Raw genomic sequence first — 22,674 nt, 5'->3', positions numbered from 1 at the left:
GAGGTGGCAAGACTCACAATTTATCCACAGCTCGTCACTTATCCACACATTGCAATGGCGGGCTGACCTCACTATCTTGTAGCTCGAACTTAAAATAACACTACATCTTGTGATTCATCGCACAATCTCTACCCAATACCTGCACATCGCCGGGCAAGGGTGGTGTCATTGTGCGATGGTTTTTCGGGAATCAACTAAAGGTCATCAGCCAATGAACTTGTTTGTGACGAAGCGTAACGGACACAAAGAACCCATCGATCTGGATAAAATTCACCGCGTGCTGGACTGGGCCGCCGAAGGGCTCGACAACGTGTCGGTCTCCCAGGTAGAGCTCAAATCCCACATCCAGTTCTATGACGGTATCCGTACCGCCGACATTCACGAAACCATCATCAAGGCGACGGCTGACCTCATCTCCGAGCAGACCCCGGACTACCAGTACATGGCAGCCCGTCTGGCCATCTTCCACCTGCGCAAGAAGGCCTACGGCCAGTTCGAACCGCCCCACCTCTACCAGCACGTGGCTCGTCTGGTGGACATGGGCAAGTACGACAAGCACCTGCTGGAAGACTACACCCAGGCCGAATTCGAAGAGCTGAACACCCATCTGGATCACTGGCGCGACATGGATTTCTCCTACGCGGCAGTCAAACAGCTGGAAGGCAAATATCTGGTCCAGAACCGCGTCACCGGCGAGATCTACGAGAGCCCGCAGTTCCTCTATATGCTGGTTGCGGCCTGCCTCTTCTCCAAGTATCCGAAAGATACCCGTCTGGACTACATCAAGCGCTTCTATGATGCGGTCTCGACCTTCAAGATCTCCCTGCCGACCCCGATCATGAGCGGCGTGCGCACCCCGACCCGTCAGTTCAGCTCCTGCGTACTGATCGAGTGCGATGACAGCCTGGACTCCATCAACGCCACCGCCAGCTCCATCGTGCGTTACGTTTCCCAGCGCGCCGGTATCGGCATCAACGCGGGGCGCATCCGCGGTCTGGGCAGCCCCATCCGTGGTGGCGAAGCGTTCCACACCGGTTGCATCCCCTTCTACAAATACTTCCAGACTGCCGTGAAGTGCTGCTCCCAGGGCGGCGTGCGCGGCGGTGCGGCCACCCTGTTCTACCCGCTGTGGCATACCGAAGTCGAGAGCCTGCTGGTGCTGAAGAACAACCGCGGCGTGGAAGAAAACCGTGTCCGTCACATGGACTACGGCGTGCAGATCAACAAACTGATGTACCAGCGCCTCATCAAGGGTGGTGACATCACCCTGTTCTCCCCGTCCGATGCGCCGGGTCTGTACGATGCCTTCTTCGCCGATCAGGACAAGTTTGAAGAGCTCTACGTCAAGTACGAGCAGGATCCGGCCATTCGCAAGAAGACCCTGAAAGCGGTAGACCTCTTCTCCCTGATGATGCAGGAGCGTGCCGGTACAGGTCGCATTTACATCCAGAACGTGGATCACTGCAACACCCACAGCCCGTTCGACCCGAGCGTGGCGCCGGTACGCCAGTCCAACCTCTGCCTCGAGATTGCGCTGCCGACCAAGCCGCTCAACAACATCGACGACGAGAGTGGCGAAATCGCCCTGTGCACCCTCTCCGCCTTCAACCTCGGTGCCATCGAGAAGCTGGAAGATCTGGAAGAGATGGCCGATCTGGCCGTGCGTGCCCTCGACGCCCTGCTCGACTATCAGGATTACCCGATTGCCGCCGCCAAGAAGGGCAGCATGGGTCGTCGCACCCTGGGGATCGGCGTCATCAACTACGCCTACTACCTGGCCAAAAACGGTGCCCGCTACTCCGACGGCTCCGGTCTGGCCCTGACTCACCGCACCTTCGAGGCCATTCAGTACTACCTGCTGAAAGCCTCCGTGCAGCTGGCCCGCGAGTTCGGCCCCTGCCCGCTGTTTGGCGAGACCACCTATGCCCAGGGCATCCTGCCCATCGACACCTACAAGAAGGATCTGGATGCGCTGTGCAACGAGCCTCTGCATCTGGATTGGGAAAGTCTGCGTGAAGAGATCAAGTCCGTGGGCTTGCGCAACTCCACCCTGACCGCCCTGATGCCGAGCGAGACCTCCAGCCAGATCTCCAACGCCACCAACGGCATTGAGCCGCCACGCGGCCTGGTCTCGGTCAAGGCCTCCAAAGATGGCATTCTCAAACAGGTGGTGCCCGAGTATGATCGCCTGAAAGATCAATACGAATTGCTCTGGAAGCAACCGAGCGTTGACGGCTACCTGCAGCTGGTCGGTATCATGCAGAAGTTTGTGGATCAGGCGATCTCCGCCAACACCAACTACGACCCTGCCCGTTTCGAAGGCAACAAGGTCCCGATGAAACAGCTGCTCAAGGACTTGCTGACCGCCTACAAATACGGCCTCAAGACCCTGTACTATCACAACACCCGTGATGGTGCAGACGATGCCCAGACCGATCTGCAAGATGACGGTTGCGCTGGCGGGGCTTGCAAAATCTAAGTCACGGCAAGAACTGATAACCGGGCGGGAGCGACAAGCTCCCGCTCTCCTGTTTTCTCCATACAGACATTCTGGTAACCATGGCCTATTCAACTTTCTGCCAAACCCAAAACGACCAGCTCAAAGAGCCGATGTTTTTTGGCCAATCGGTCAACGTAGCCCGTTATGATCAACAAAAGCACGAAGTGTTCGAGCGGCTGATCGAGAAGCAGCTCTCCTTCTTCTGGCGCCCGGAAGAGGTGGATGTCTCCCGTGATCGCATCGACTATCAGGCCCTGCCGCCCCACGAGCAACACATCTTCATCTCCAACCTGAAGTACCAGACTCTGCTGGACTCCATTCAGGGCCGCAGCCCCAACGTGGCGCTGCTGCCACTGGTCTCCATTCCGGAGCTGGAAACCTGGATTGAGACCTGGGCCTTCTCGGAGACCATCCACTCTCGCTCCTACACCCACATCATCCGCAATATCGTCAACACCCCCGCCCAGGTGTTCGACGACATCGTGACCAATGAGCAGATCTTGAAGCGCGCCGGCTCCATCAGCCACTTCTACGACGACCTGATCGAAGCGACCGCCCTCTACAACCTGCACGGTGAAGGGACCCACACTGTCGCGGGCCGCGAAGTGACCATCACATTGCGCGAGCTCAAGAAGAAACTTTATCTGTGCCTGATGAGTGTCAACGCGCTGGAAGCAATTCGCTTCTACGTCAGCTTCGCCTGCTCCTTTGCCTTCGCCGAGCGTGAACTGATGGAAGGCAACGCCAAGATCATCAAGATGATCGCCCGCGACGAAGCGCTGCACCTCACCGGCACCCAGCACATGCTGAACCTGATGCGCACCGGCCAGGATGACCCGGAGATGGCCGAGATCGCCGCCGAGTGCGAACAAGCCTGCTTCGAGATCTTCAAGGAAGCGGCCATTCAGGAGAAAGAGTGGGCCGAGTACCTGTTCCAGGACGGCTCCATGATCGGCTTGAACAAGGACATCCTCTGCCAGTATGTGGAGTACATCACCAACCTGCGCATGAGCGCAGTCGGCCTGCAGCCAGCCTTTGCCGGCACCAAGCAAAACCCGATCCCCTGGATCAACACCTGGCTGTCATCCGACAACGTGCAGGTCGCCCCGCAAGAGGTAGAGGTCAGCTCCTATCTGGTCGGTCAGATCGACAGCGAAGTCAATGCCGACGACCTGGGTGATTTCGAGCTGTGAGTGACGCCACCAACACGCTGACCCCTGCCCCGCACGCACCTGCCGAACAGCATGCGGACGTGGCACCACGGGTGCATACCCGGGATGGTGCCGTGCTGCACGCCTATCCCGGCGAAAGCGTGTTGGAGACCCTGGAGCGCCACGGTCATCATGTGGAATTTCAGTGTCGCAGCGGCTATTGCGGCGCCTGCCGCACTCCGCTGATAGCCGGCAAGGTGCACTATCCTGCGGTGCCGCTGGCATTTGTCGCCCAGGGGGAGTGCCTCCCCTGCTGCTGCAAACCGGTCGGCGCTATCCGGCTGGATATCCAGAAAAGCTGACGCAGCCACAGACTGGCAACTCGCACAAAATAGAAAGCCGCCGGAGCAATCCGGCGGCTTTTTTTGTCTCTTCATCTTTGCTCGGGTTTGCTCGGGCGCCGATGACAGACGCCCAAAGCCTCAGAGGATTACAACCAGGGGGCGGCAGTCGGTCCGTGGTGCAGGCCCAGCTTCCAGACCCGGCCGAAGTGCTTGTAGTGACCGGCTGCGACACCGGCCTTCTCGCCCATACCGTGGTAGAGATCGAGGTGCCCCTTCTTCACCGCCCCGCCCACATCCAGCGCAATCAACAAGCGCAGCTGGTGCTTGCCGGTCCAGTTGCCCTCTTTGTCGAGCAAGGGAACTTCGGCGAGGATCGGGGTCCCCATCGGCAACAGGGTCTTGTCGGCAGCGACGGCCGCTAGCGGCAGCAGCGGGATACCGGCCGCGCCGATCACATCATTGGTGGGGCGACGCTCGAAGAAGACATAGGAGGGGTTCTGCTCCACCAGCTCCTTGACGGTCTCCTCCGGTTGACGGTTGGCCCACTCCTTGATGGCCTTCATCGACATCTGCTCTTTGGGCACTTCACCGCGGTCGATCAGTACCCGGCCGATACTGACGTAACCGTGGCCGTTCTTGCCGCTGTAACCCAGATATTGCAGCCGATCGTCATCCCCGTAGTGGACAAAGCCCGAGCCCTGCACATCCATCAGGAAGTTGTCTATAAGGGATTTGCTGTAACCCAGCTCCAGCCCGCGATTGGCCAGGGCCCCCTGATGGATCTCGGCCCGGGTCGGACAGCGACCGCCACATTTGGGCATGGCATAGATGGGATATTTGTACTTGGCATCCGGGCGGTGGCGCACCTCCAGCACCGGCGAGTAGTAACCGGTAAACAGCACGTTACCCATGCGATCTGCGCCGCCCAGCTGAGCCAGGCTGATACCGTAACGGGTGATGTCGGCAGGATTGCCGCCGCCCGCCACCCAGCGGGAGAGCTGGTGATAGAGCTCGCCATAACGGCGGGTCATCTTGCCGGAGCGCTCCAATACCAGTCTGCTTTGCGGGCCAAACTTGCTGTAGTCGGCACGCGCACGGCTATTGACCCGCTCCACCCTCACCAGATCCTCTGGCAAGGTCCCGTCCAGATACTGCTTGCCCAGATTTTCCGGCACCTCGCAGTTAAGAAAGCATCTGTTGTCGGTCTGTTTTTTGGGCACTTCTGCTTTGTCAGAGTTGCCCGCACAACCGGCCAGTCCCAGCACTGCGGCGGTCAGCCAGTACGCGTGTTTGTTCATATGTCCTCATATAACGCCAAGAGCCATGCTCGGCGGGGAAGATGCCAAATTTGCAGGGGGAAAGCAAACGACATCAATCACTTGAAGCAGGATTTCTCCAAAGGGGATCCGCTGGGTTATAACAAGGTGACACGATGTGCGAGGTGATGGATGGAACAGCTCGAAATATTCCCGCTGCAAAGCCCCTGCATCGGGGTCTGCGAAGTGAACAACAAAGGCTACTGCAAGGGGTGCCTGCGCAATCGCGAAGAGCGTTTCAACTGGCTCACTATGACCCCTGCCCAGCAACAAGAGGTGATGCGCCTGTGCCGGGATCGCAAACGCCGGGTCGAGGCTGCGCGGCGCAAGGCTCGCGAAGGCGATCAACCCGAACCAATACCGCAATCTGGCTGGGATTTCTGACCCGCTCCTAACATCCCTGCAAGCCATATTCCTGCGCTCACGAGACACGACCTATCCAGCATATAAAAATGCCGCCCGATCTTTCGACCGGGCGGCATTGTCATTGTGATGCGCGTTATGAACGCGGCAGCTCAACCAAACAGATGGTGGCTGACGATGAACAGGCCGCCGGAAAGCAGCATGGTCAACGGCAGGGTCAACACCCAGGCCATCAGGATGGTCTTGATAGTCTGGCTCTGCAGGCCGGATTTGTTGGCAATCATGGTCCCCGCCACCGCAGAAGAGAGGATGTGGGTGGTGGACACCGGCATACCGGTCAGACTGGCGACCCCGATGGAGGTTGCAGCCGTGATCTGGGCCGCAATGCCCTGGCTGTAGGTCATGCCGGTGGTGCCGATCTTCTCGCCCACGGTATGAACGATACGACGCCAGCCCACCATGGTGCCGCAACCAAGCGCCAGCGCGATGGAGACGATCACCCAGGTCGGTGCGTATTCAGCGGTCGCGGTCAGATCCTTGCGCCATTTGGCCAGATCGGTCAGCTCCTTGGCTGGCAGCGGCAGCTTGGCCGCTTTGCGGGCGGTGTCATCGATACAAAGCAGCAGACGACGCACTTCGCGGCGGTCAGTCAGGCTCATCTGATCATAAGTACGCACGGCACCCAAACGGGCATCCAGGGTGGCCATCGCCTGCAGCACGCCATCGGCGGAACAGTGGGTCATCAGCTCTTCCTGAGCCGTTGCCGGTGCAGAGAAGTTGATGACGTCCGAGAGGGCGGACTGGTTGCGCTGGTAGATCTCCATGATGCGCTGGTTGGCATCCTGGGTCCGGTCCAGATCATAGGCGCGGCTGTTCATGTCCAGTGCGAAATAGGCTGGCGCCATACAGATCAGCACCAGCATCACCAGACCGATGCCCTTCTGGCCATCGTTGGAGCCGTGAACGAAGCTGACCCCCATGGCCGAGGCAACCAGGGTCAGACGCGCCCAAAACGGTGGGTGTTTCTTGCCATCCACCAGCTGGCGCTCTTCCGGCGTTTTGTGGATCTTGTTGCTGGTCCAGATGCGCTTCATCGCCAGCAGCAGCAGTGCCGCGATGATGAAGCCGATGGTGGGAGAGATGATGAGGGAAAGCATGATGTCGATCGCTTTGCCCACGTTGATCCCTTCTGTCACCGGTTTATGAGTGATCCAGGCATAGGCGCCGCCTACCCCCAAAATGGAACCGATCAAGGTATGTGAACTGGAGGCCGGGATCCCGAAGAACCAGGTGCCCAGGTTCCACACGATGGCGGAAAACAGCAAGGAGAAGACCATGATCAACCCTTGGGTGGAGTCCATCCCAAGCAGCAGGTCGATGGGCAGCAGATGGACAATGGCATAGGCCACACCCAGTCCACCAAACATGACGCCAAAAAAGTTGAAGATCCCCGATGCAACGACCGCCAGGTGAGCTGGCATCGCCTTGGTATAGATAACCGTTGCTACCGCGTTGGCGGTATCGTGAAAGCCGTTGATAAATTCATAGGCAAGCACAAAAAAAACGGCCAATACCAAACCGATTGACCACCACAAACCCAAACCACTAAACATTTCAAACATAAAAAAAAGCCTGTTTATGAGTTGCGGCGGATTATGCCAGATGGCGGCCAACACCATAGCCATCATTGAAATATTTCAGCCATAAAAAAAAAGAGCTTTTTGGAAAAAAATATCCTAGAGCCAGTCTTCATGCGGCTTGCCATCGATTAATTAAAGCCATCAATGATTGCGGGAAAGGGCAAAAATAGCTGACAATTAAGCCAATAATTTCATTTTTATGACGCTTTTATGACAGAAAAACGGGCAGAAGTGGTGATAAAACGTCCCGGCCTCACCAATCTCATCCGACCAGCACCATCAACCCAATATCCGTTTGATTCCAGATGCAAAAAGGGAGCACCTTGTGCTCCCTTGAATCGTTGCCGTGTTGCCAGTTATCAGTCCTGATTGATACGACTGGCAACGGCACCCTGCTGGCTCTTGTACTTGGCATTTTCCCGCTTGTTGTAGGGACGGGCCGCGACGCCGGAGAGCATCTCGAAGTTCAAGGCGCCAATTTTCATCTTCGGGCGCAGTGCCAGCGGCAGTTTGCCGCCGTTGTAGAACTCCAGCACGATGCGACCAGACCAACCGGGATCGATCCGGTGCGCCGTCACGTGCACCATCAAACCCAGGCGCGCCAATGAAGAGCGGCCATCCAACCAGCCGACGATATCGGCAGGCAGGGTGACGGATTCGTAGGTCACCGCCAGCGCCAGCTGACCCGGGTGCAGGTAGAAGGCTTCGCCATCGGGGATATGGATCTCGTCACTCATCACCCGATCGATGGCATCGGCCATCTCGCTGCTCGGGCCGCTCAGGTCGATATAGGGAGCGGTATGATCGCGAAACACCCGAAACTCGTTACCCAGCAGCACATCGACACTGACACCACTGATCCGCTCTACCCCGGGCCGTGGCTCAATGACGATCTTGCCTTCATCCAGATGGCGTTCAATATCGGTATCACACAGACGCATTGGGCGACTCTCCTGACAAATTGTGCTTTTAAAAAAGCCGGGCATCACCCGGCTTGTTTCATCTTAACCGATCAACATGTGGCGGATACGCGCCTTGAGCATGTCGATGGCGATGCGGTTCTTGCCACCACGGGGCACGATCACATCGGCATACTGTTTGGACGGCTCGATAAACTGCAGGAACATCGGACGCACCGTCTTCTGATACTGCTTGAGCACGGAGTCCATGGTACGGCCTCGCTCCTGCACATCACGCACCAGACGGCGCAGCAGGCAGATGTCGAGCGGGGTGTCCATAAAGATGGAGGCGTCCATCAGATCCCGCAGACGGCTGTCGGTCAGCAGCAGGATCCCTTCCAGAATGATCACCCGGCGCGGCGCAAACGGGGTCACTTCGCTCATCCGGGTGTGTTCGGTGTAGGAGTACTGGGGAATGGCAACCGCGTCACCTTTGACCAGCTGGCTCAGGTGCTGTACCAGCAGGTCGTGATCCAGCGCGTTGGGATGGTCATAGTTGGTCTTGACCCGCTCTTCCATGGTCAGGTGGGTCTGATCACGGTAGTAGCAATCTTCGGTGATCACACCAATCTGACCTGCGCCCAGTTCGGCCACCAGCTCTTCATAAATGGTCTGGGCTATAAGACTTTTGCCAGACGCAGATGCGCCCGCAATACCGATGATCACACACGAATGTTGAGTATCAGACATGACAAATACCTAAAAGAGAAGAGCAGTGGGGATGGTTTAAACCGATCCATTATATAAAAAAGGGTGGGTCATGCCCACCCTCAATTCCCTTTCAAGTGACCGACCGCCGATTATTCATCCAGCGCCATGGCATAGAGGGGGGTCGCAATCGGTTTTGCGCTGAAAAAGAGTTCAGCCCCTACCCTACGCGCCAGCTTCAAATAGGCCTGAGCCAGGCTCCCTTCCGGTGCGCCGAACACCGTCGGGCAGCCATCATCCATGTGTTGGCGGATGTCGATGTGCAGCGGCAGCAGGCCAAGCAGCGCCACTTGATACTGCTCTGCCATCTTCTGGCCGCCACCGGTACCGAATAGCGGCTCATGGTGACCACAGGCGCTGCAGACGTGGTAACTCATGTTCTCGATGATGCCAAGCACCGGCACATTGACCTTGTTGAACATGGCGATCCCCTTGCGGGCATCGGCCAGCGCCACATCTTGCGGGGTTGTGACGATCACCGCCGCCGAAGTCGGCACCTGCTGAGCCATAGTGAGCTGGATATCGCCAGTGCCCGGCGGCATGTCTACCACCAGATAATCCACCTCGCCCCAGCGGGTCTCATGGAGGATCTGCGCCAGCGCCTTGCTCGCCATCGGGCCACGCCAGATGGTGGCATCCTGCTCGGAGACCAGATAGCCGATGCTGTTGCTCTTGAGGCCGCAGGCCATCACCGGCTCCATCAGCTTGCCGTCATGGCTGACCGGGCGCTCTGTGAGGGTGCCCATCATGGTAGGAATGGAAGGGCCATAGATATCTGCATCGAGAATGGCGACCCGCGCCCCCTCTTTTTGCAGGGCCAGCGCCAGGTTGACCGCGGTGGTGGATTTGCCCACCCCCCCCTTGCCGGAAGCAACCACGATGATGTTGCGAATGCCCTGCACGGCATTGAGGCCCTGCGCCCGCGGCATGCTGGCGACGTCAATCTCCAATGCCCAGTCGATACGGGCAGCACCGGTGGCGCTGCGCAGTCTGGCATCGTAGTTCTCTTTGAGCTGATCGAGCAGCGAGAGACCGGCAAACGGCAATACCAGCCGGATAGTAAGCCCCTGACCCTGATTGATGATCTCGCGAACGAATCCGGCATCCACCAGATCCTTGTGCCAGCCTGCTGGCTTAAATTCGGCGAGGATCTGTTTTACTGAATCAATCACCATTAACTCCTCATTATCTTGTCATTATCTTGAGGTGAACGGTTACCGCACACAAATCAGTGGCTTGCCTGCCATCGTAACAGCAGGTGCTGCCAAGGTTGGCATAGCCACAACCCTAGGCAGGCTACCCCCAATTCGGGTAACATGCACGGCACTCTATCATCCCAACAAGCACATCAAGAACGTAATATGGCAACTGATCCTCGTAAAATGCTGGTAACCTGCGCCCTCCCCTATGCCAATGGCTCCATCCATCTTGGCCACATGCTGGAACATATCCAGGCCGATATCTGGGTTCGTTATCAGCGAATGCGCGGCCATCAGGTGCACTTCATCTGTGCCGATGATGCCCACGGCACCCCGATCATGCTCAAGGCACAGCAGATGGGGATCACCCCGGAAGAGATGATTGCCGCTGTCTCCAAGGAGCACCAGGCTGATTTCGCCGGGTTCAACATCAGCTTTGACAACTATCACTCCACCCACAGCGACGAAAACCGCGAGCTGGCGGAGCTGATCTATGGCCGCCTGAAAAATGGTGGCTTTATCAAGAGCCGCACCATCTCCCAGCTGTTCGATCCGGAAAAATCCATGTTCCTGCCGGACCGTTTCGTCAAGGGGACCTGCCCCAAGTGCAAATCTCCGGAGCAGTATGGCGACAACTGCGACAGCTGCGGCGCTACCTACAGCCCGACAGAGCTGATCGATCCGAAATCTGCCGTCTCCGGCGCGACTCCGGTGATGAAGGACTCCGAGCACTTCTTCTTCGACCTGCCGCAGTTTGAAAAATGGCTCTCTGAGTGGGTGCGCGGCTCCGGCGCCATTCAGGAAGAGATGGCCAACAAGATGCAGGAGTGGTTCGAAAGCGGCCTGCAACAGTGGGACATCACCCGTGACGCCCCCTACTTCGGTTTCGAAATTCCCGGCGCCCCGGGCAAGTACTTCTACGTCTGGCTGGATGCCCCCATCGGTTACATGGCCTCTTTCAAGAACCTGTGCAACAAACGTGGCGACATCGACTTTGACAGCTACTGGAAAGCGGACTCCGACGCCGAGCTCTACCACTTCATCGGCAAGGATATCGCCTACTTCCACTGCCTGTTCTGGCCGTCCATGCTGGAAGGTGCCAACTTCCGCAAGCCGACCAAGGTCAACGTGCACGGCTATGTGACCGTCAACGGCGCCAAGATGTCCAAATCCAAGGGCACCTTTATCAAGGCATCCACCTACCTGAACCACCTGGATCCGGAGTGCCTGCGTTACTACTACGCCGCCAAGCTCAACAGCCGCATCGACGATCTGGACTTGAACCTCGAAGATTTCGTGCAGCGGGTCAACGCTGACGTGGTCAACAAGCTGGTCAACCTCGCCTCCCGCAACGCCGGTTTTATCGCCAAGCGTTTTGGCGGCAAGCTGGCTGCCACCTGCGCCGAACCCGAACTCTACGCCGAATTCGCCAACGCCCGTACCGCTATTGCGGAAGCCTATGAGAGCCGCGAGTTCAGCCGTGCCATCCGCGAAATCATGGCGCTGGCCGACAAGGCCAACCGCTATGTGGATGACAAGGCTCCTTGGGTCATCGCCAAGCAGGAAGGGGCTGACGCCGAGCTGCAAGCTGTTTGCTCCGTCGGTATCAACCTGTTCCGCGTACTGATGGCCTACCTCAAGCCCGTCATGCCGCTGCTGGCCGAGCGTGCCGAAGCCTTCCTGGCCGAAACCCTCAGCTGGGATGGCATCGAGATGCCGCTGGTCGATCACACCGTGGCACCGTTCAAAGCCCTCTTCTCACGCATCGAGCCGGCGAAGATTGAAGCCATGATCGAGGCATCCAAGGAAGACTTGGCCAAAGAGCAGGCACCGAAAGTGAGCGGCCCGCTGGCTGATGACCCCATCAGCGAAACCATCACCTATGACGATTTTGCCAAGATTGACCTGCGCGTCGCGCTGATCAAGAAGGCCGAAGCGGTACCGGAAGCCGAGAAGCTGCTCAAGCTGCAACTGGATATCGGCGGCGAGACCCGTCAGGTGTTTGCCGGTATCAAGTCCGCCTACAACCCGGAAGATCTGGAAGGCAAGCTGACCGTGATGGTGGCCAACCTGGCGCCGCGCAAGATGCGTTTCGGCATGTCCGAAGGCATGGTGCTGGCCGCAGGCCCGGGCGGCAAGGATCTCTGGATCCTGGAGCCGCAGGAAGGCGCCCAGCCGGGTATGCGCGTCAAGTAAGCACATCGCTGACTGCGACCACAGCCAGATAGAGAAGAGAGGCCAAACGGCCTCTCTTTTTTTATCTCACCTGTTTGGCTTGGATAGTTTTTGTAGATGCTGATCGCGGATGACGTCCGCAGATTGCGGTCTCGGGGCTATCCACCACCGGGATTCGCGGGCGATACATTTTGTTCTGAATACCTGACCACCCGACTTGCCATGTCATCCATGTTGTGGCCTGCCTGCATCGCCAATTTGAGCGCCACCAGCTCCGCCTGCTGGCAGTCCAGTTGACACAAACGGGCGGTGATCTTCCCCTTCAACTGCTGCCGCAGTTTCGTCTGCTTGCGGGTGTTCCCCTGCTCTGCTCGCAACCTCCGCCGCCATTGACGCCAATCCTGCAACTGGCCGAGTCGCTCCTGCCAGTGAGTCAGGGTGCTCAACCAACCGGGATCCCCACTCCCCAGATCCAGCAACAGTTCCACGCCATAACGGGCCTGCTTGATCTCGAGGCGCAGCCGATGCCAGCGGCGCAACTGTTGCTGACGGGAGCTGGCAGATTTCCCAACACAGGGAATAGGTTCATCGAGAGCGCTCTGTGCCTCATCAAGGCGCAGGGCCAGATGCTGCTGATAGAGGAACGCCAATGCCCGCGCATCCTGCACCTGCGCCACCACCGCGAGCCAGCGGGCCAGTCGCCTCGACAACAGGGGCACGCGACAGGCCGATTTGTGGGTATTACCAGTGCTGGCAGGCGGCTTGCCAAAACGCTCGGCGTAGACCTGAGCATCCCGCAGCGCCGAGAGCCGCCCGACCGAGCGCAGCAGACGCTGCTCCAGCTCGGGATGATAGGTGAGTGGCCGCCACAGGGCGAGCAGCGCCAGCAAGCGGCGCGCCGCGATACGGTAGCCATGCACGGCCGGTTCACTGGCCTCTTCGCGCACCGCTCGCGCCGCCTCCTGATAACGGGCGACCCAGCTTGTTGCCTGAGTCAGCAACAGACCTTCCTTGTCAGCGTCCATCTCGTCTCCGCCCCTTCAGTTGGTGTGAAAGCCCTGACCGGTGGGCGGCAGCGCCTCTTCATACTCCATCCGGGTCACCCTGGCGGTGCGCGGGCCATGCTCCAACCAACCCAGCATCATCTGCACCCCCTGCGCAGGGCCACTGATGAGGATCTCCACCGATCCATCCTCCAGGTTGTAGGCATGGCCCCGCAAACCCAGTTGCAGCGCCCGCTCACGGGTGAAATAGCGAAATCCCACCCCCTGCACCTGCCCCCACACCCGAATGACAAACGATTGCTCTCCCATTTCTCACACCTTCCGCTTAAGAAAAAAATTCCCGAGACGATAATGTGCCCGACACTCTATCTCTGCAGGATGCAGCTCCATTATGAAAGAAGTTAAATTCCGGTGGGTTGACCGCTATCTCATTCACCTCACCATCAGTGAAAAATTCCATATCGCGTTCTGGTTACCTCTCTTCATCATCGCCTTTCTCAGCTGGTATATGCTGGCAGCCAGCCATCAGCAGGAGATCTCCCTGCGGGTAGCGCAGTTGCAGCAACGGGTCGAGACCACGGCGCAGCTGGTCAGCCAGCAGCCCACTCTGGTGTTGCCTGCTGATCTGCGTCTGACCCGGCAAGGCAGCCGCGGGTTGCAGCAGCAAGGAGATCACTACCTCTTTAGCGAGCCAGCGGGTCAGGCAGGCTACGTAACCGGTGATCTCGATACCGGCAACCTCTCCATGTGGGAGGGGCAGGGCTCGACCCTGCTCCTCATCGGCGCGCTGGCAGCCCTGATGGCGCTGGTGATCCACTACATGATGACCTTTGTCTCCGGAGCGCTTTACTCCACCAACAAGGCGTTGCAAACCGTGGCGGACGGGGATCTCACCTTCCGACTCAACTTCTTCCCGGTGCGCGACGAGTTCTCCACCCTGGCAGGCAGCATCGACCGATTTACCGACCGCCAGCACCAGATCGTCAAACTGGTGGAGGAGTCTGCCGAAGCGCTGACCATGGCCGCCGACGAGTTTCGTGACCATGCCCGCGAAGGCGAGACCATGGCGCGTTCACAGCGCCAGCACATGGATTCACTGGCCACCGCCATGGAGCAGATGTCAGCCGCCATTCGCGAAGTGGCGCGCAATGCCAACGACACCCTGCAACAAACCCGCCAGTCGAGCGAAGAGGCAGCCAATGGCGCCAACCGGGTAGCCCGCACCATAGAGGCGATCCGTACTCTGGCCGACGAGATTGGCAACGCCTCCGGCGCGGTCGAGCGGCTAACCCACAACGCCAACCGGATCAACGAGGTGGTCAACGTCATCAACGCCATCTCCCAGCAGACCAACTTGTTGGCCCTCAACGCCGCCATCGAAGCGGCCCGTGCCGGTGAGCAGGGTCGCGGCTTTGCGGTGGTAGCTGATGAGGTGCGTACCCTCGCCAGCCGTACCCAGCAGGCGACGGTGGAGATCCAGCAGATGATCGAAGAGCTGCAGACCGGTACCGGCGCGCTAAACGAGATCATGGAGAAAACCGTGGGGCGCGCCGCCAGCAGCCAGCAGCTCATCAGCGAAGTGGGGCTCGATATCGAGAAGCTGAGCAACCATAGCGATGCGGTGCTGGAGATGAGCACCCAGATCGCTACCTCGAGCGAAGAGCAGAGCTCGGTCGCCGCCGAGATCACCCACAATCTGGATCAGGTACGCCATGAAGCGGCGCAGGTGGAGGAGTCTGCCAGCGCCTCGGTAGCCGGCACACAAGGGCTGAAAGCCACCGCCAGCGAACTGACCCAAGCACTCAAGGGGATTAAGCTCTGACCATATGAGGTGTCAGATCAGGGCAACCCCATCCATTACACAGGGTTGTTTGAGTTTTACCTGCGGGCCACATAGAATGTGGCCCCTTTTCTTTCTACCATCGGCAAACATCCATGAGCGCTTCCATCTATCTCGTCAAAGGCCGCGAAAAATCCCTGCTGCGTCGCCACCCCTGGATCTTCTCCAAGGGGATTGAGCGGGTTCAGGGCAACCCCATTGACGGCGATACCGTCGAGATCTATGCCAACGATGGCAAGTGGCTCGCCCGTGGCGCCTGGTCAGGCAGTTCCCAAATCCGTGCCCGGGTCTGGACCTTCGACAAGGATGAGACCGTCGATCTCGACTTCTTTATCCGTCGTCTCAAATATGCACAGGAGTCTCGCGATCCGCTGATCAAGCGCCAGGGCCTCACCGGCTATCGCCTCTGCGCCGCCGAATCCGACGGCCTGCCGGGTCTGACCATCGACCGTTATGCCGATTTTCTGGTGTGCCAGATCCTCTCCGCCGGTGCCGAGTTCCAGCGTGAGCTGATAACGCAAGCACTGCGTACCCTCTACCCAGAGTGCAGCATCTATGAGCGCTCCGACGTGGCAGTGCGCAAGAAGGAAGGGCTGAAAGAGCGCACCGGCGTCATCTATGGCGAGACCCCGAACGAGCCGGTGGTCATCGAGGAGAACGGTGGCGTCAAGATCCTGGTGGATATTCGCAACGGCCATAAAACCGGTTTCTATCTGGATCAGCGTGACAACCGTCAGGCTGCCGCCAAATACACCGAAGGCAAGCGCGTCCTCAACTGCTTCTGCTACACCGGTGGGTTTGGCGTCTATGCCCTCAAGGGCGGCGCCAAGGAAGTGGTCAACGTCGATCTCTCCCAGAATGCGCTGGATATCGCCCGCCAGAATGCCGAGCTGAACGGGCTGGATACCAGCAACACCCAGTTTGTCCGTCACGACGTGTTCAAGCTGCTGCGTGAATACCGCGAGAAGGGCGAGAAGTTCGATGTCATCGTGCTGGATCCGCCCAAGTTTGCCGAGAGCAAGGCCCAGCTGCTGGGTGCCTGCCGAGGCTACAAGGACATCAACATGCTGGCATTCCAGCTGCTGGCGCCGGGTGGCGTGCTGCTGACCTACTCTTGCTCCGGCCTGATGGAGCAGAGCCTGTTCCAGAAGATCGTTGCCGATGCGGCGCTCGATGCCGGTCGCGATGCCCAGATCCTGGAGCTGCTCTCCCAGGCCTCTGATCACCCTATCGGTACCGCCTATCCGGAAGGCTTCTACCTCAAGGGTCTGGTGGTACGCGCCCGCTGATCGGCAACCACCCTCCCCTTGTGATCAATCAGGCCCCTTGCGGGCCTGATTGCTTTGCATCGCGCCGTATAAACCTGAGCCTGACGCTCGCCCCGATGACCACCCTCTCTGCTTTATTCGCGTTCCTTCTCCTCCTCTTTTGCTGCCGGCGCCCCACTTCTTCTCTGTTTAAATTACTTTGCACAATAACTGCACATTTATGATTCAAATCACATCCGTATGACTCTCTTTTTCGTAGTGTGATCCCGCCTGCGGCAGCCAAGCCGGGGCAGCCGCACCGTCAGGATTGATGGACGGCACAACAACAAAATAGATGTCAGGCCAAGCTGAACATCACAAGGGATCCCGTTATGAATCAATCATTGCCGCTGTTAACGCCGCTGCGGGGCATCGCTGCCCTGATGGTGGTGCTGTTCCATGCCCGCTTGCTGCTCTTTCCTCAGTGGATGGAGCTGATCGCAGGCCACACCCAACTCATCGAGAACGGCTACCTCTGGGTCGATCTGTTCTTTATTTTGAGCGGCGTGGTGCTGGCCCATGTCTATGGGGAGGCCTTCACCCGCACGCCCCGCACCGTGGGCTATGGCCGCTTTCTCTGGCTGCGGCTGACCCGCGTCTACCCCCTCTATCTGGTGACCCTGCTGTTACTGGTTGGCTGGGAGCTTTACAAGGCGCGGCACGGGGTGGGCTTCTACGCCGGCCCCTTGTTCAAGATGTGGGAGTGGGAAGGGATGCCGCCTTTCGGTTCCCCCTTCACCCCGGCCGAGGCGCTGCCAAGCGCCTTCCTGCTGCTGCAGGTGGTGACCGATCACGGGCTGACCTGGAACTTCGCCGCCTGGTCGCTCAGCGTAGAGTGGATCAGCTACCTAGTGTTCCCGCTGCTGATTCCGCTGGCGGTAACCCGCAGTCGCTGGAGCCATCTCGCTCCCCTGCTGGCGCTGACGGTGCTGGCCTTTATCGTACACAGTCGCGGCACGCTGGATGTCACCAGCGGCGCGCTGGCGGTGGGGCGCGGGGTAAGTGAATTTGTGCTCGGCCTCTGGCTGCTGCCAAGGGTCAAAGCCGCGAAAGGCTCGCCCATGATGAATCATGATCTGCCACTGCTGGTCGCCTTTGTGCTGCCCTTCGCGCTGATGCAGTTCACCATGACGCCGCAACTGACCCTGCTGCTGATCGGCTCCTACGTGCTGCTGATCTGGATTTCAGCCGCCCAGGGGGAGCGCCAGAGCCCGCTGCTGCGCCTGCTGGATAACCGCTTCACCAACTGGCTGGGGGATCTCTCCTACTCCATCTACCTGCTCCATGCGCTGGTGCTGCTCACTGGCTGCGAGCTCATCCACTATCTGGCACCGGGGCTCACCGAGTGGTGGTATGGCCAAACCAACCCGCTGCTGGGGGTAGTGGCAACCTTGCTGATGCTGGCAGTGCTGATCGGACTCTCGGCGTTGAGCTACAACCTGCTGGAGCGGCCACTGCAACGGCGCCTGCGCCGCTGGGGCAAGTCACGGCAACCGGCGTTGGAGCAAGCAGGATAAGCTAATCTCGCCCTGTCTGGATGAGTTGACGGGCTTATGCCAACTCATCCAGCACCAGTTCATCCAGACTGCTCATCACCCAGGCGCTCGGGTGCTGGCTAAATCCGAGCTTGGGGTAGTATGCCACCGCCTGCGGTGCGGCCAGCAGGATCAGCTTGCAGCCCGGCTGCAATTGCAAAAACGTCTCGCGAATAAGGGCTTTGCCAATCCCCTGCCCCTGCACCGACTCGGCCACCGCCAGATCCGAGAGGTAGCAGCAAAAATGAAAATCGGTCACCGAGCGGGCCACCCCGACTAGGGTCTCGCCCTGCCAGGCGGTGATCAGCAAATTGGCGTTATCCAGCATGCCCTGCAGGGTGGCTGGATGCGCCAGCGGCCGTCTCGCCCCCAGCGAGGTCTGCGCCAACAACGCCGCAAACTGCGCCGTGGTGATGGGGTGGTTAACCAAAAGTGTGGTGGTCACTAAGCTCTCCTGTTGTAGATCAGCAGTTGCGTGCTGTTGGTCTCTTTGACGTTCTCTTTGCTGCATCTGTACTGCAATCAATCAGCCAGCGCCGGATCCAGACCGATGACAGGCAAGTGCAGGCAATTCCCTGCTGTTTATGTGAATTCCTGTTCGAACCCCAAGGGGCAAATGTGGCATAATGCCCCGTCCTGTGGCCCTTGGCGGGGCTGCGCTGGCGGTCCTTCATAACTGCCAGTCATCGCTGCCCCTGTCGGCACCGAGGCCACCCATATTTGCGGCTTCTTGTCATTCTCTCTACAAGGCCGCCCATTGACCAAGACGGCTCCACAGAGCCTCTGCTCTGTTTGCAAATAAAAGGAGTAAGTATGTCTTCTATTCGTCTGACCCAATACAGCCACGGCGCTGGCTGCGGCTGCAAAATTTCTCCCAAGGTACTCGACACCATTCTCAAGAGCCAGATCCCGGGCTTCAACGACCCGACCCTGATCGTTGGCAACAGCAGCAAAGATGACGCGGCCGTGGTCGATATCGGCAACGGTCAGGGCATTGTCTCCACCACCGACTTCTTCATGCCCATCGTCGATGACCCCTTCACCTTTGGCCGCATCGCCGCCACCAACGCCATCAGCGATATCTACGCCATGGGGGGCAAGCCCATCGTTGCCATCGCCATCCTCGGCTGGCCCATCAATACCCTGCCCGCCGAAGTGGCCCAGCAGGTGATCGATGGCGGCCGTCAGGTGTGCCACGAAGCGGGCATTTCGCTGGCCGGTGGCCACAGTATCGATGCCCCCGAGCCCATCTTCGGCCTCGCGGTAACCGGTATCGTGCCTCTGGATGCCATCAAGCAGAACGACACCGCCAAGGTGGGTGACACCCTCTATCTGACCAAGCCTCTTGGTATCGGTATCCTCACCACCGCCCAGAAGAAGGGCAAGCTGAAGCCGGAACACGAGCAACTGGCCCCCAACGCCATGTGCACCCTCAACAAGATTGGCCAGCGTTTTGCCGAGCTGCCGGGGGTTCACGCCATGACCGACGTCACCGGTTTTGGTCTGGCCGGTCACCTGCTGGAGATGTGCGAAGGATCCAATGTCAGCGCCCGTCTCGACTTCAAGGCGCTGCCGCTGCTGGACGAGGTGGATTACTACCTCACCGAGGGCTGCGTCCCGGGCGGGACCCTGCGCAACCACGACTCCTACGGCCACAAGCTCGATGCCATGGACGATCGCACCCGCAACATCATGTGTGATCCGCAAACCAGCGGCGGCCTGCTGGTCGCCGTGGGTAAAGAGAGCGAAGCCGATCTGCTCGCCATCGCGCAAGAGGCTGGCATTTCGCTCTCGCCCATCGGCCAGATCAAGCCCCTTGAGGGCTCCCGTTTTATCGAGATTGTCCAATGAGTGAATTGCCACTGGCCACGGACTACGCCCAGATTTTTTTAGGCGATGTGCCGTTGATTGATGTGCGCGCCCCCATCGAGTTCAAGGAGGGGGCCTTCCCCTGCTCGACCAGCCTGCCCTTGATGACAGACGATGAGCGCGCCCAGGTGGGGACCTGCTTCAAGAAGCAGGGTCAGGCCGCCGCCATTGAGCTTGGACACAAGCTGGTGGGGGGAGCAGTGCGTGCCGAACGACTCGAAGGCTGGCTGACGCAGTTGCGCAAGCAGCCCGATGCCCTGCTCTACTGCTTTCGCGGCGGCCTGCGCTCGCAAACCGTACAACAGTGGCTGGCTGATGCCGGGGTGACTCGCCCCCGCGTCGCCGGTGGCTACAAGGAGCTGCGCCGCTTCCTGATCGACACCCAGGACAAGGCCTCTGCCGAGTGCCACTGGACTGTGCTGACCGGCATGACCGGTTCCGGCAAGACCCATATGCTGGACCACGTGGCCCAGGCACTCGATCTGGAAGGACACGCCCATCACAGGGGCTCGTCGTTTGGTCAGCTGCCCGGCGGCCAGCCCAGCAACATCAATTTTGAAAACAACCTCGCCATCGAACTGCTCAAGCGCCGCCATCGCGGCGAGCAGGCCTTCGTGGTCGAAGATGAGAGTCGCCTGATTGGCCGCTGCTGCCTGCCCCTCTCCCTCCATGAGGCCATGAGTCAGGCGCCGCTGGTGGTGGTGGATGTTCCGCAAATCGATCGGGCCGAGCAGATCCGTGAAGATTACGTGCACGATCTCTGGCTGCGCTATCAAGCCATGTATGGCCAGGAAGCCGGTTGGCCGCTGTTTGCCGCCTACCTCACCGATGCGTTGGCCCGTCTCAAGCGCCGCCTCGGCGATCAGGCCCATCGTGAGCTGGATGCCCTGATGAAGACCTCTCTCACCGAGCAGGAAAAGAGCGGCGATACCGCGCTGCATCTAGCCTGGATCACGTTGCTGCTGACCCGCTACTACGACCCCATGTATCTCTACCAGCTTGGCAACAAGCAGGAGCGCATCGTATTCCGCGGTGACAAACAGGCCTGTCTCGACTATTTCGCCGAGCAGCATGCCAGCTCGCTGCGCGGCTGACCCATCCCAAGAGAGGAACTCTATGTTGAAATTCGAGGTGATCCCGGTCACCCAGTTCGCCCAGAACTGCTCCCTCATCTGGTGTGACGAGACCCATCAGGCGGCCCTGATCGATCCGGGCGGCGAAGCGGAAAAACTGCTGGCTGCCATCGCCAAGCGCGGCCTGACCCTGACTCATATCCTGCTGACCCACGGTCATCTGGATCATGTGGGTGCCGCCGCCGCTCTGCGGGAAAAGACCGGCGTCGCCATTACCGGCCCCCACAAGGAGGACGCCTTCTGGCTCGACATGCTGCCCCAGCAGAGCCAGATGTTCGGCTTCGCCCATACCCCCGCCTTCACGCCGGATCGCTGGCTGGAGCAGGGTGACAAGGTGCAGCTTGGCCAGTGCGAGCTGGAGGTCTACTTCTGCCCCGGCCACACCCCGGGTCATATCGTGCTGCTGAGTCAGGCCGAAAAACTCGCCTGGGTTGGCGACGTGTTGTTTGCCGGCAGCATCGGCCGCACCGACTTCCCCCGTGGCGATCACGGTACGCTGATCAAGTCGATCACCGAGACCCTGCTGCCGCTGGGTGACGAAATCGTCTTTATCCCGGGCCACGGCCCCAGCTCCACCTTCGGCCGCGAGAAGGTGAGCAACCCCTACCTGACCCAGCCTATCTGGTGATCAAAAAAGGCAGCGGTGTTCCGCTGCCTTTTCCTTTTTTTATGAAGTCCTCATTGCTATAGGTACAAGCGAGTCTTTATAATTCACCATGGTTTGTCTCTGACCATCAAAACTTGGGAACAAAAATGTATCTTGCTTTAGCTATTGCCATATTGTTATGTATTTTTTTCCTGAAGAAGTCACGAGCCAGATATAGAATCAGAGATTACAAACGCCCAACAATCATTCATGGGATAATAATACTACTCGTTAATATTGCATTTGAAATAATATATAGAGCTGAGTTTGTCCCCATTCAGGCCAGTGACAGCAGCTTACTAACCTATGTACTGCCTCAAGTTATATACTACCTATTGTTGATCACCATTTTTTTAGTTATGGCATATAGATATGGTTTTTTCATATGGCCAGATGATAGAAATGCGATAAATAGACAGCATACAATCAATATCCCTATGTGCTTCTTGTTGACTATTTTTATAGTATGCCCATCTGCCATGCGAAATGGAATTATTGAAGCATCACCCTATCTACATGTTTGCAGTCTTATTGGTAGCGGACTTACCTCTATCTATCTTGTAAGAATTTTCACTATTAAGTTCAACAAGACAATTAATGATATATAATTTTTTATTGCCATCACAGTCATGAAAAATAAGCGCGTTTATTTCTATCTCTTGTTCTTGAGCCACAATTATTTGATAAGCGACCGCAAGATATTCTGACATTTTAAATCATAAATACCCCCTGAAAATAAAAAATCCCCACCCGAGGGTGAGGATTGATTTATTGTACAGACCTAGTTATCACCTGACACCGGCCTCAAACCGGTGTCTTGTTTACGCTACTTTAGAGCGCACTTCCTTCGATATCAATTTCAGACCCTTCTTGAACTGTAGTGGTCTAATCATCCCGGACACCATTTTAGGTGGTACAGTCGCCACCATGACCTGAGGTGTTCAATGACAAGATTACGTCGCTCATTTACTGCCGAATTCAAACT

Annotated in this window: 19 protein-coding genes; 11 read left to right on the top strand and 8 right to left on the bottom strand. The window is 58.3% G+C overall.

Annotated elements, in window-relative coordinates; genetic code table 11:
- Positions 1-211 precede the first annotated feature (211 nt).
- The 3 genes from nrdA (at position 212) to yfaE (ending at position 4,013) form a co-directional block, all read left to right on the top strand.
- Complete coding sequence (gene nrdA / locus ACB035_RS17340) at positions 212-2,479, top strand: class 1a ribonucleoside-diphosphate reductase subunit alpha (RefSeq protein ID WP_019838757.1); 2,268 nt, start codon at positions 212-214, stop codon at positions 2,477-2,479.
- Between the two features lie 80 nt (positions 2,480-2,559).
- On the top strand, positions 2,560-3,693 hold the full coding sequence (gene nrdB / locus ACB035_RS17335; RefSeq protein ID WP_005336708.1) for a class Ia ribonucleoside-diphosphate reductase subunit beta: 1,134 nt from the start codon (positions 2,560-2,562) through the stop codon (positions 3,691-3,693).
- Complete coding sequence (yfaE, locus tag ACB035_RS17330) at positions 3,690-4,013, top strand: class I ribonucleotide reductase maintenance protein YfaE (RefSeq protein WP_371167795.1); 324 nt, start codon at positions 3,690-3,692, stop codon at positions 4,011-4,013. The genes nrdB and yfaE overlap by 4 nt, the downstream gene beginning before the upstream one ends.
- A gap of 128 nt (positions 4,014-4,141) precedes the next feature.
- Here yfaE and mltA read toward each other — a convergent pair whose 3' ends face one another.
- On the bottom strand, positions 4,142-5,293 hold the full coding sequence (gene mltA, locus ACB035_RS17325) for a murein transglycosylase A (RefSeq protein ID WP_005352128.1): 1,152 nt from the start codon (positions 5,291-5,293) through the stop codon (positions 4,142-4,144).
- A 150-nt stretch (positions 5,294-5,443) separates the two neighbouring features.
- On the opposite strand from mltA, the gene ACB035_RS17320 reads away from it, so the two are divergent.
- Positions 5,444-5,695 carry a DUF1289 domain-containing protein gene (locus ACB035_RS17320; protein WP_005336715.1) on the top strand — a complete coding sequence of 84 codons (252 nt, stop codon included), beginning with the start codon at positions 5,444-5,446 and terminating at the stop codon, positions 5,693-5,695.
- A 131-nt stretch (positions 5,696-5,826) separates the two neighbouring features.
- On the opposite strand, the gene ACB035_RS17315 is transcribed toward ACB035_RS17320, so the two are convergent.
- The 4 genes from ACB035_RS17315 to apbC form a co-directional block, all read right to left on the bottom strand.
- On the bottom strand, positions 5,827-7,296 hold the full coding sequence (locus tag ACB035_RS17315) for an inorganic phosphate transporter (RefSeq protein WP_129504019.1): 1,470 nt from the start codon (positions 7,294-7,296) through the stop codon (positions 5,827-5,829).
- Positions 7,297-7,673: 377 nt separating this feature from the next.
- Positions 7,674-8,255: a dCTP deaminase gene (dcd, locus tag ACB035_RS17310; RefSeq protein ID WP_005336719.1), complete on the bottom strand. Its 582-nt coding sequence runs from the start codon at positions 8,253-8,255 to the stop codon at positions 7,674-7,676.
- Between the two features lie 63 nt (positions 8,256-8,318).
- Positions 8,319-8,963 carry a uridine kinase gene (udk, locus tag ACB035_RS17305; RefSeq protein WP_005345570.1) on the bottom strand — a complete coding sequence of 215 codons (645 nt, stop codon included), beginning with the start codon at positions 8,961-8,963 and terminating at the stop codon, positions 8,319-8,321.
- Positions 8,964-9,073: 110 nt separating this feature from the next.
- On the bottom strand, positions 9,074-10,156 hold the full coding sequence (gene apbC / locus ACB035_RS17300) for an iron-sulfur cluster carrier protein ApbC (RefSeq protein WP_371167794.1): 1,083 nt from the start codon (positions 10,154-10,156) through the stop codon (positions 9,074-9,076).
- A gap of 186 nt (positions 10,157-10,342) precedes the next feature.
- On the opposite strand from apbC, the gene metG reads away from it, so the two are divergent.
- Complete coding sequence (gene metG / locus ACB035_RS17295; protein WP_041202234.1) at positions 10,343-12,376, top strand: methionine--tRNA ligase; 2,034 nt, start codon at positions 10,343-10,345, stop codon at positions 12,374-12,376.
- A 137-nt stretch (positions 12,377-12,513) separates the two neighbouring features.
- On the opposite strand, the gene ACB035_RS17290 is transcribed toward metG, so the two are convergent.
- Complete coding sequence (locus ACB035_RS17290) at positions 12,514-13,380, bottom strand: CHAD domain-containing protein (protein WP_371167793.1); 867 nt, start codon at positions 13,378-13,380, stop codon at positions 12,514-12,516.
- Between the two features lie 15 nt (positions 13,381-13,395).
- Positions 13,396-13,668, bottom strand: a complete 273-nt coding sequence (locus tag ACB035_RS17285; RefSeq protein WP_005345583.1) for an acylphosphatase — start codon at positions 13,666-13,668, stop codon at positions 13,396-13,398.
- A gap of 82 nt (positions 13,669-13,750) precedes the next feature.
- Between ACB035_RS17285 and ACB035_RS17280 the strand changes: the two genes are divergently transcribed.
- The 3 genes from ACB035_RS17280 to ACB035_RS17270 all read left to right on the top strand — a co-directional run bounded on the left by ACB035_RS17280 (position 13,751) and on the right by ACB035_RS17270 (position 18,023).
- On the top strand, positions 13,751-15,181 hold the full coding sequence (locus ACB035_RS17280; protein ID WP_346212226.1) for a methyl-accepting chemotaxis protein: 1,431 nt from the start codon (positions 13,751-13,753) through the stop codon (positions 15,179-15,181).
- A gap of 113 nt (positions 15,182-15,294) precedes the next feature.
- On the top strand, positions 15,295-16,488 hold the full coding sequence (locus ACB035_RS17275; RefSeq protein ID WP_005336736.1) for a class I SAM-dependent methyltransferase: 1,194 nt from the start codon (positions 15,295-15,297) through the stop codon (positions 16,486-16,488).
- A 350-nt stretch (positions 16,489-16,838) separates the two neighbouring features.
- Complete coding sequence (locus ACB035_RS17270) at positions 16,839-18,023, top strand: acyltransferase family protein (protein WP_371167792.1); 1,185 nt, start codon at positions 16,839-16,841, stop codon at positions 18,021-18,023.
- A 34-nt stretch (positions 18,024-18,057) separates the two neighbouring features.
- Here ACB035_RS17270 and ACB035_RS17265 read toward each other — a convergent pair whose 3' ends face one another.
- Positions 18,058-18,486, bottom strand: coding sequence for a GNAT family N-acetyltransferase (locus ACB035_RS17265; RefSeq protein WP_371167791.1), 429 nt, complete (start codon positions 18,484-18,486; stop codon positions 18,058-18,060).
- A 368-nt stretch (positions 18,487-18,854) separates the two neighbouring features.
- Here ACB035_RS17265 and selD point away from each other — a divergent pair, with 368 nt between their 5' ends.
- From selD to ACB035_RS17250, 3 genes are read left to right on the top strand one after another with little or no spacing between them, the layout of a single operon-like run.
- The gene (gene selD, locus ACB035_RS17260) at positions 18,855-19,892 is read left to right on the top strand and encodes a selenide, water dikinase SelD (RefSeq protein WP_371167790.1); all 1,038 of its coding nucleotides are present in this window, start codon (positions 18,855-18,857) and stop codon (positions 19,890-19,892) included.
- Positions 19,889-21,004: a tRNA 2-selenouridine(34) synthase MnmH gene (mnmH, locus tag ACB035_RS17255; protein WP_371167789.1), complete on the top strand. Its 1,116-nt coding sequence runs from the start codon at positions 19,889-19,891 to the stop codon at positions 21,002-21,004. Before selD ends, mnmH begins: the two co-directional genes overlap by 4 nt.
- Positions 21,005-21,026: 22 nt before the next feature.
- On the top strand, positions 21,027-21,671 hold the full coding sequence (locus ACB035_RS17250; RefSeq protein ID WP_371167788.1) for an MBL fold metallo-hydrolase: 645 nt from the start codon (positions 21,027-21,029) through the stop codon (positions 21,669-21,671).
- Positions 21,672-22,674 lie beyond the last annotated feature (1,003 nt).

The sequence above is a fragment of the Aeromonas sp. S12(2024) genome, assembly GCF_041402305.1.
In the GTDB taxonomy this organism is placed as follows: domain Bacteria; phylum Pseudomonadota; class Gammaproteobacteria; order Enterobacterales; family Aeromonadaceae; genus Aeromonas; species Aeromonas veronii.
This window is presented reverse-complemented; position numbering and strand designations above follow the sequence as displayed.

Excerpts from the sequence above, each read along its gene's own strand:
- nrdA (WP_019838757.1), top strand. The coding sequence starts at position 212 with ATGAACTTGTTTGTGACGAAGCGTAACGGACACAAAGAACCCATCGAT.
- nrdB (WP_005336708.1), top strand. The coding sequence starts at position 2,560 with ATGGCCTATTCAACTTTCTGCCAAACCCAAAACGACCAGCTCAAAGAG.
- mltA (WP_005352128.1), bottom strand. The coding sequence starts at position 5,293 with ATGAACAAACACGCGTACTGGCTGACCGCCGCAGTGCTGGGACTGGCC.
- ACB035_RS17320 (WP_005336715.1), top strand. The coding sequence starts at position 5,444 with ATGGAACAGCTCGAAATATTCCCGCTGCAAAGCCCCTGCATCGGGGTC.
- ACB035_RS17315 (WP_129504019.1), bottom strand. The coding sequence starts at position 7,296 with ATGTTTGAAATGTTTAGTGGTTTGGGTTTGTGGTGGTCAATCGGTTTG.
- dcd (WP_005336719.1), bottom strand. The coding sequence starts at position 8,255 with ATGCGTCTGTGTGATACCGATATTGAACGCCATCTGGATGAAGGCAAG.
- udk (WP_005345570.1), bottom strand. The coding sequence starts at position 8,963 with ATGTCTGATACTCAACATTCGTGTGTGATCATCGGTATTGCGGGCGCA.
- apbC (WP_371167794.1), bottom strand. The coding sequence starts at position 10,156 with ATGGTGATTGATTCAGTAAAACAGATCCTCGCCGAATTTAAGCCAGCA.
- metG (WP_041202234.1), top strand. The coding sequence starts at position 10,343 with ATGGCAACTGATCCTCGTAAAATGCTGGTAACCTGCGCCCTCCCCTAT.
- ACB035_RS17290 (WP_371167793.1), bottom strand. The coding sequence starts at position 13,380 with ATGGACGCTGACAAGGAAGGTCTGTTGCTGACTCAGGCAACAAGCTGG.
- ACB035_RS17285 (WP_005345583.1), bottom strand. The coding sequence starts at position 13,668 with ATGGGAGAGCAATCGTTTGTCATTCGGGTGTGGGGGCAGGTGCAGGGG.
- ACB035_RS17280 (WP_346212226.1), top strand. The coding sequence starts at position 13,751 with ATGAAAGAAGTTAAATTCCGGTGGGTTGACCGCTATCTCATTCACCTC.
- ACB035_RS17275 (WP_005336736.1), top strand. The coding sequence starts at position 15,295 with ATGAGCGCTTCCATCTATCTCGTCAAAGGCCGCGAAAAATCCCTGCTG.
- ACB035_RS17270 (WP_371167792.1), top strand. The coding sequence starts at position 16,839 with ATGAATCAATCATTGCCGCTGTTAACGCCGCTGCGGGGCATCGCTGCC.
- selD (WP_371167790.1), top strand. The coding sequence starts at position 18,855 with ATGTCTTCTATTCGTCTGACCCAATACAGCCACGGCGCTGGCTGCGGC.
- mnmH (WP_371167789.1), top strand. The coding sequence starts at position 19,889 with ATGAGTGAATTGCCACTGGCCACGGACTACGCCCAGATTTTTTTAGGC.
- ACB035_RS17250 (WP_371167788.1), top strand. The coding sequence starts at position 21,027 with ATGTTGAAATTCGAGGTGATCCCGGTCACCCAGTTCGCCCAGAACTGC.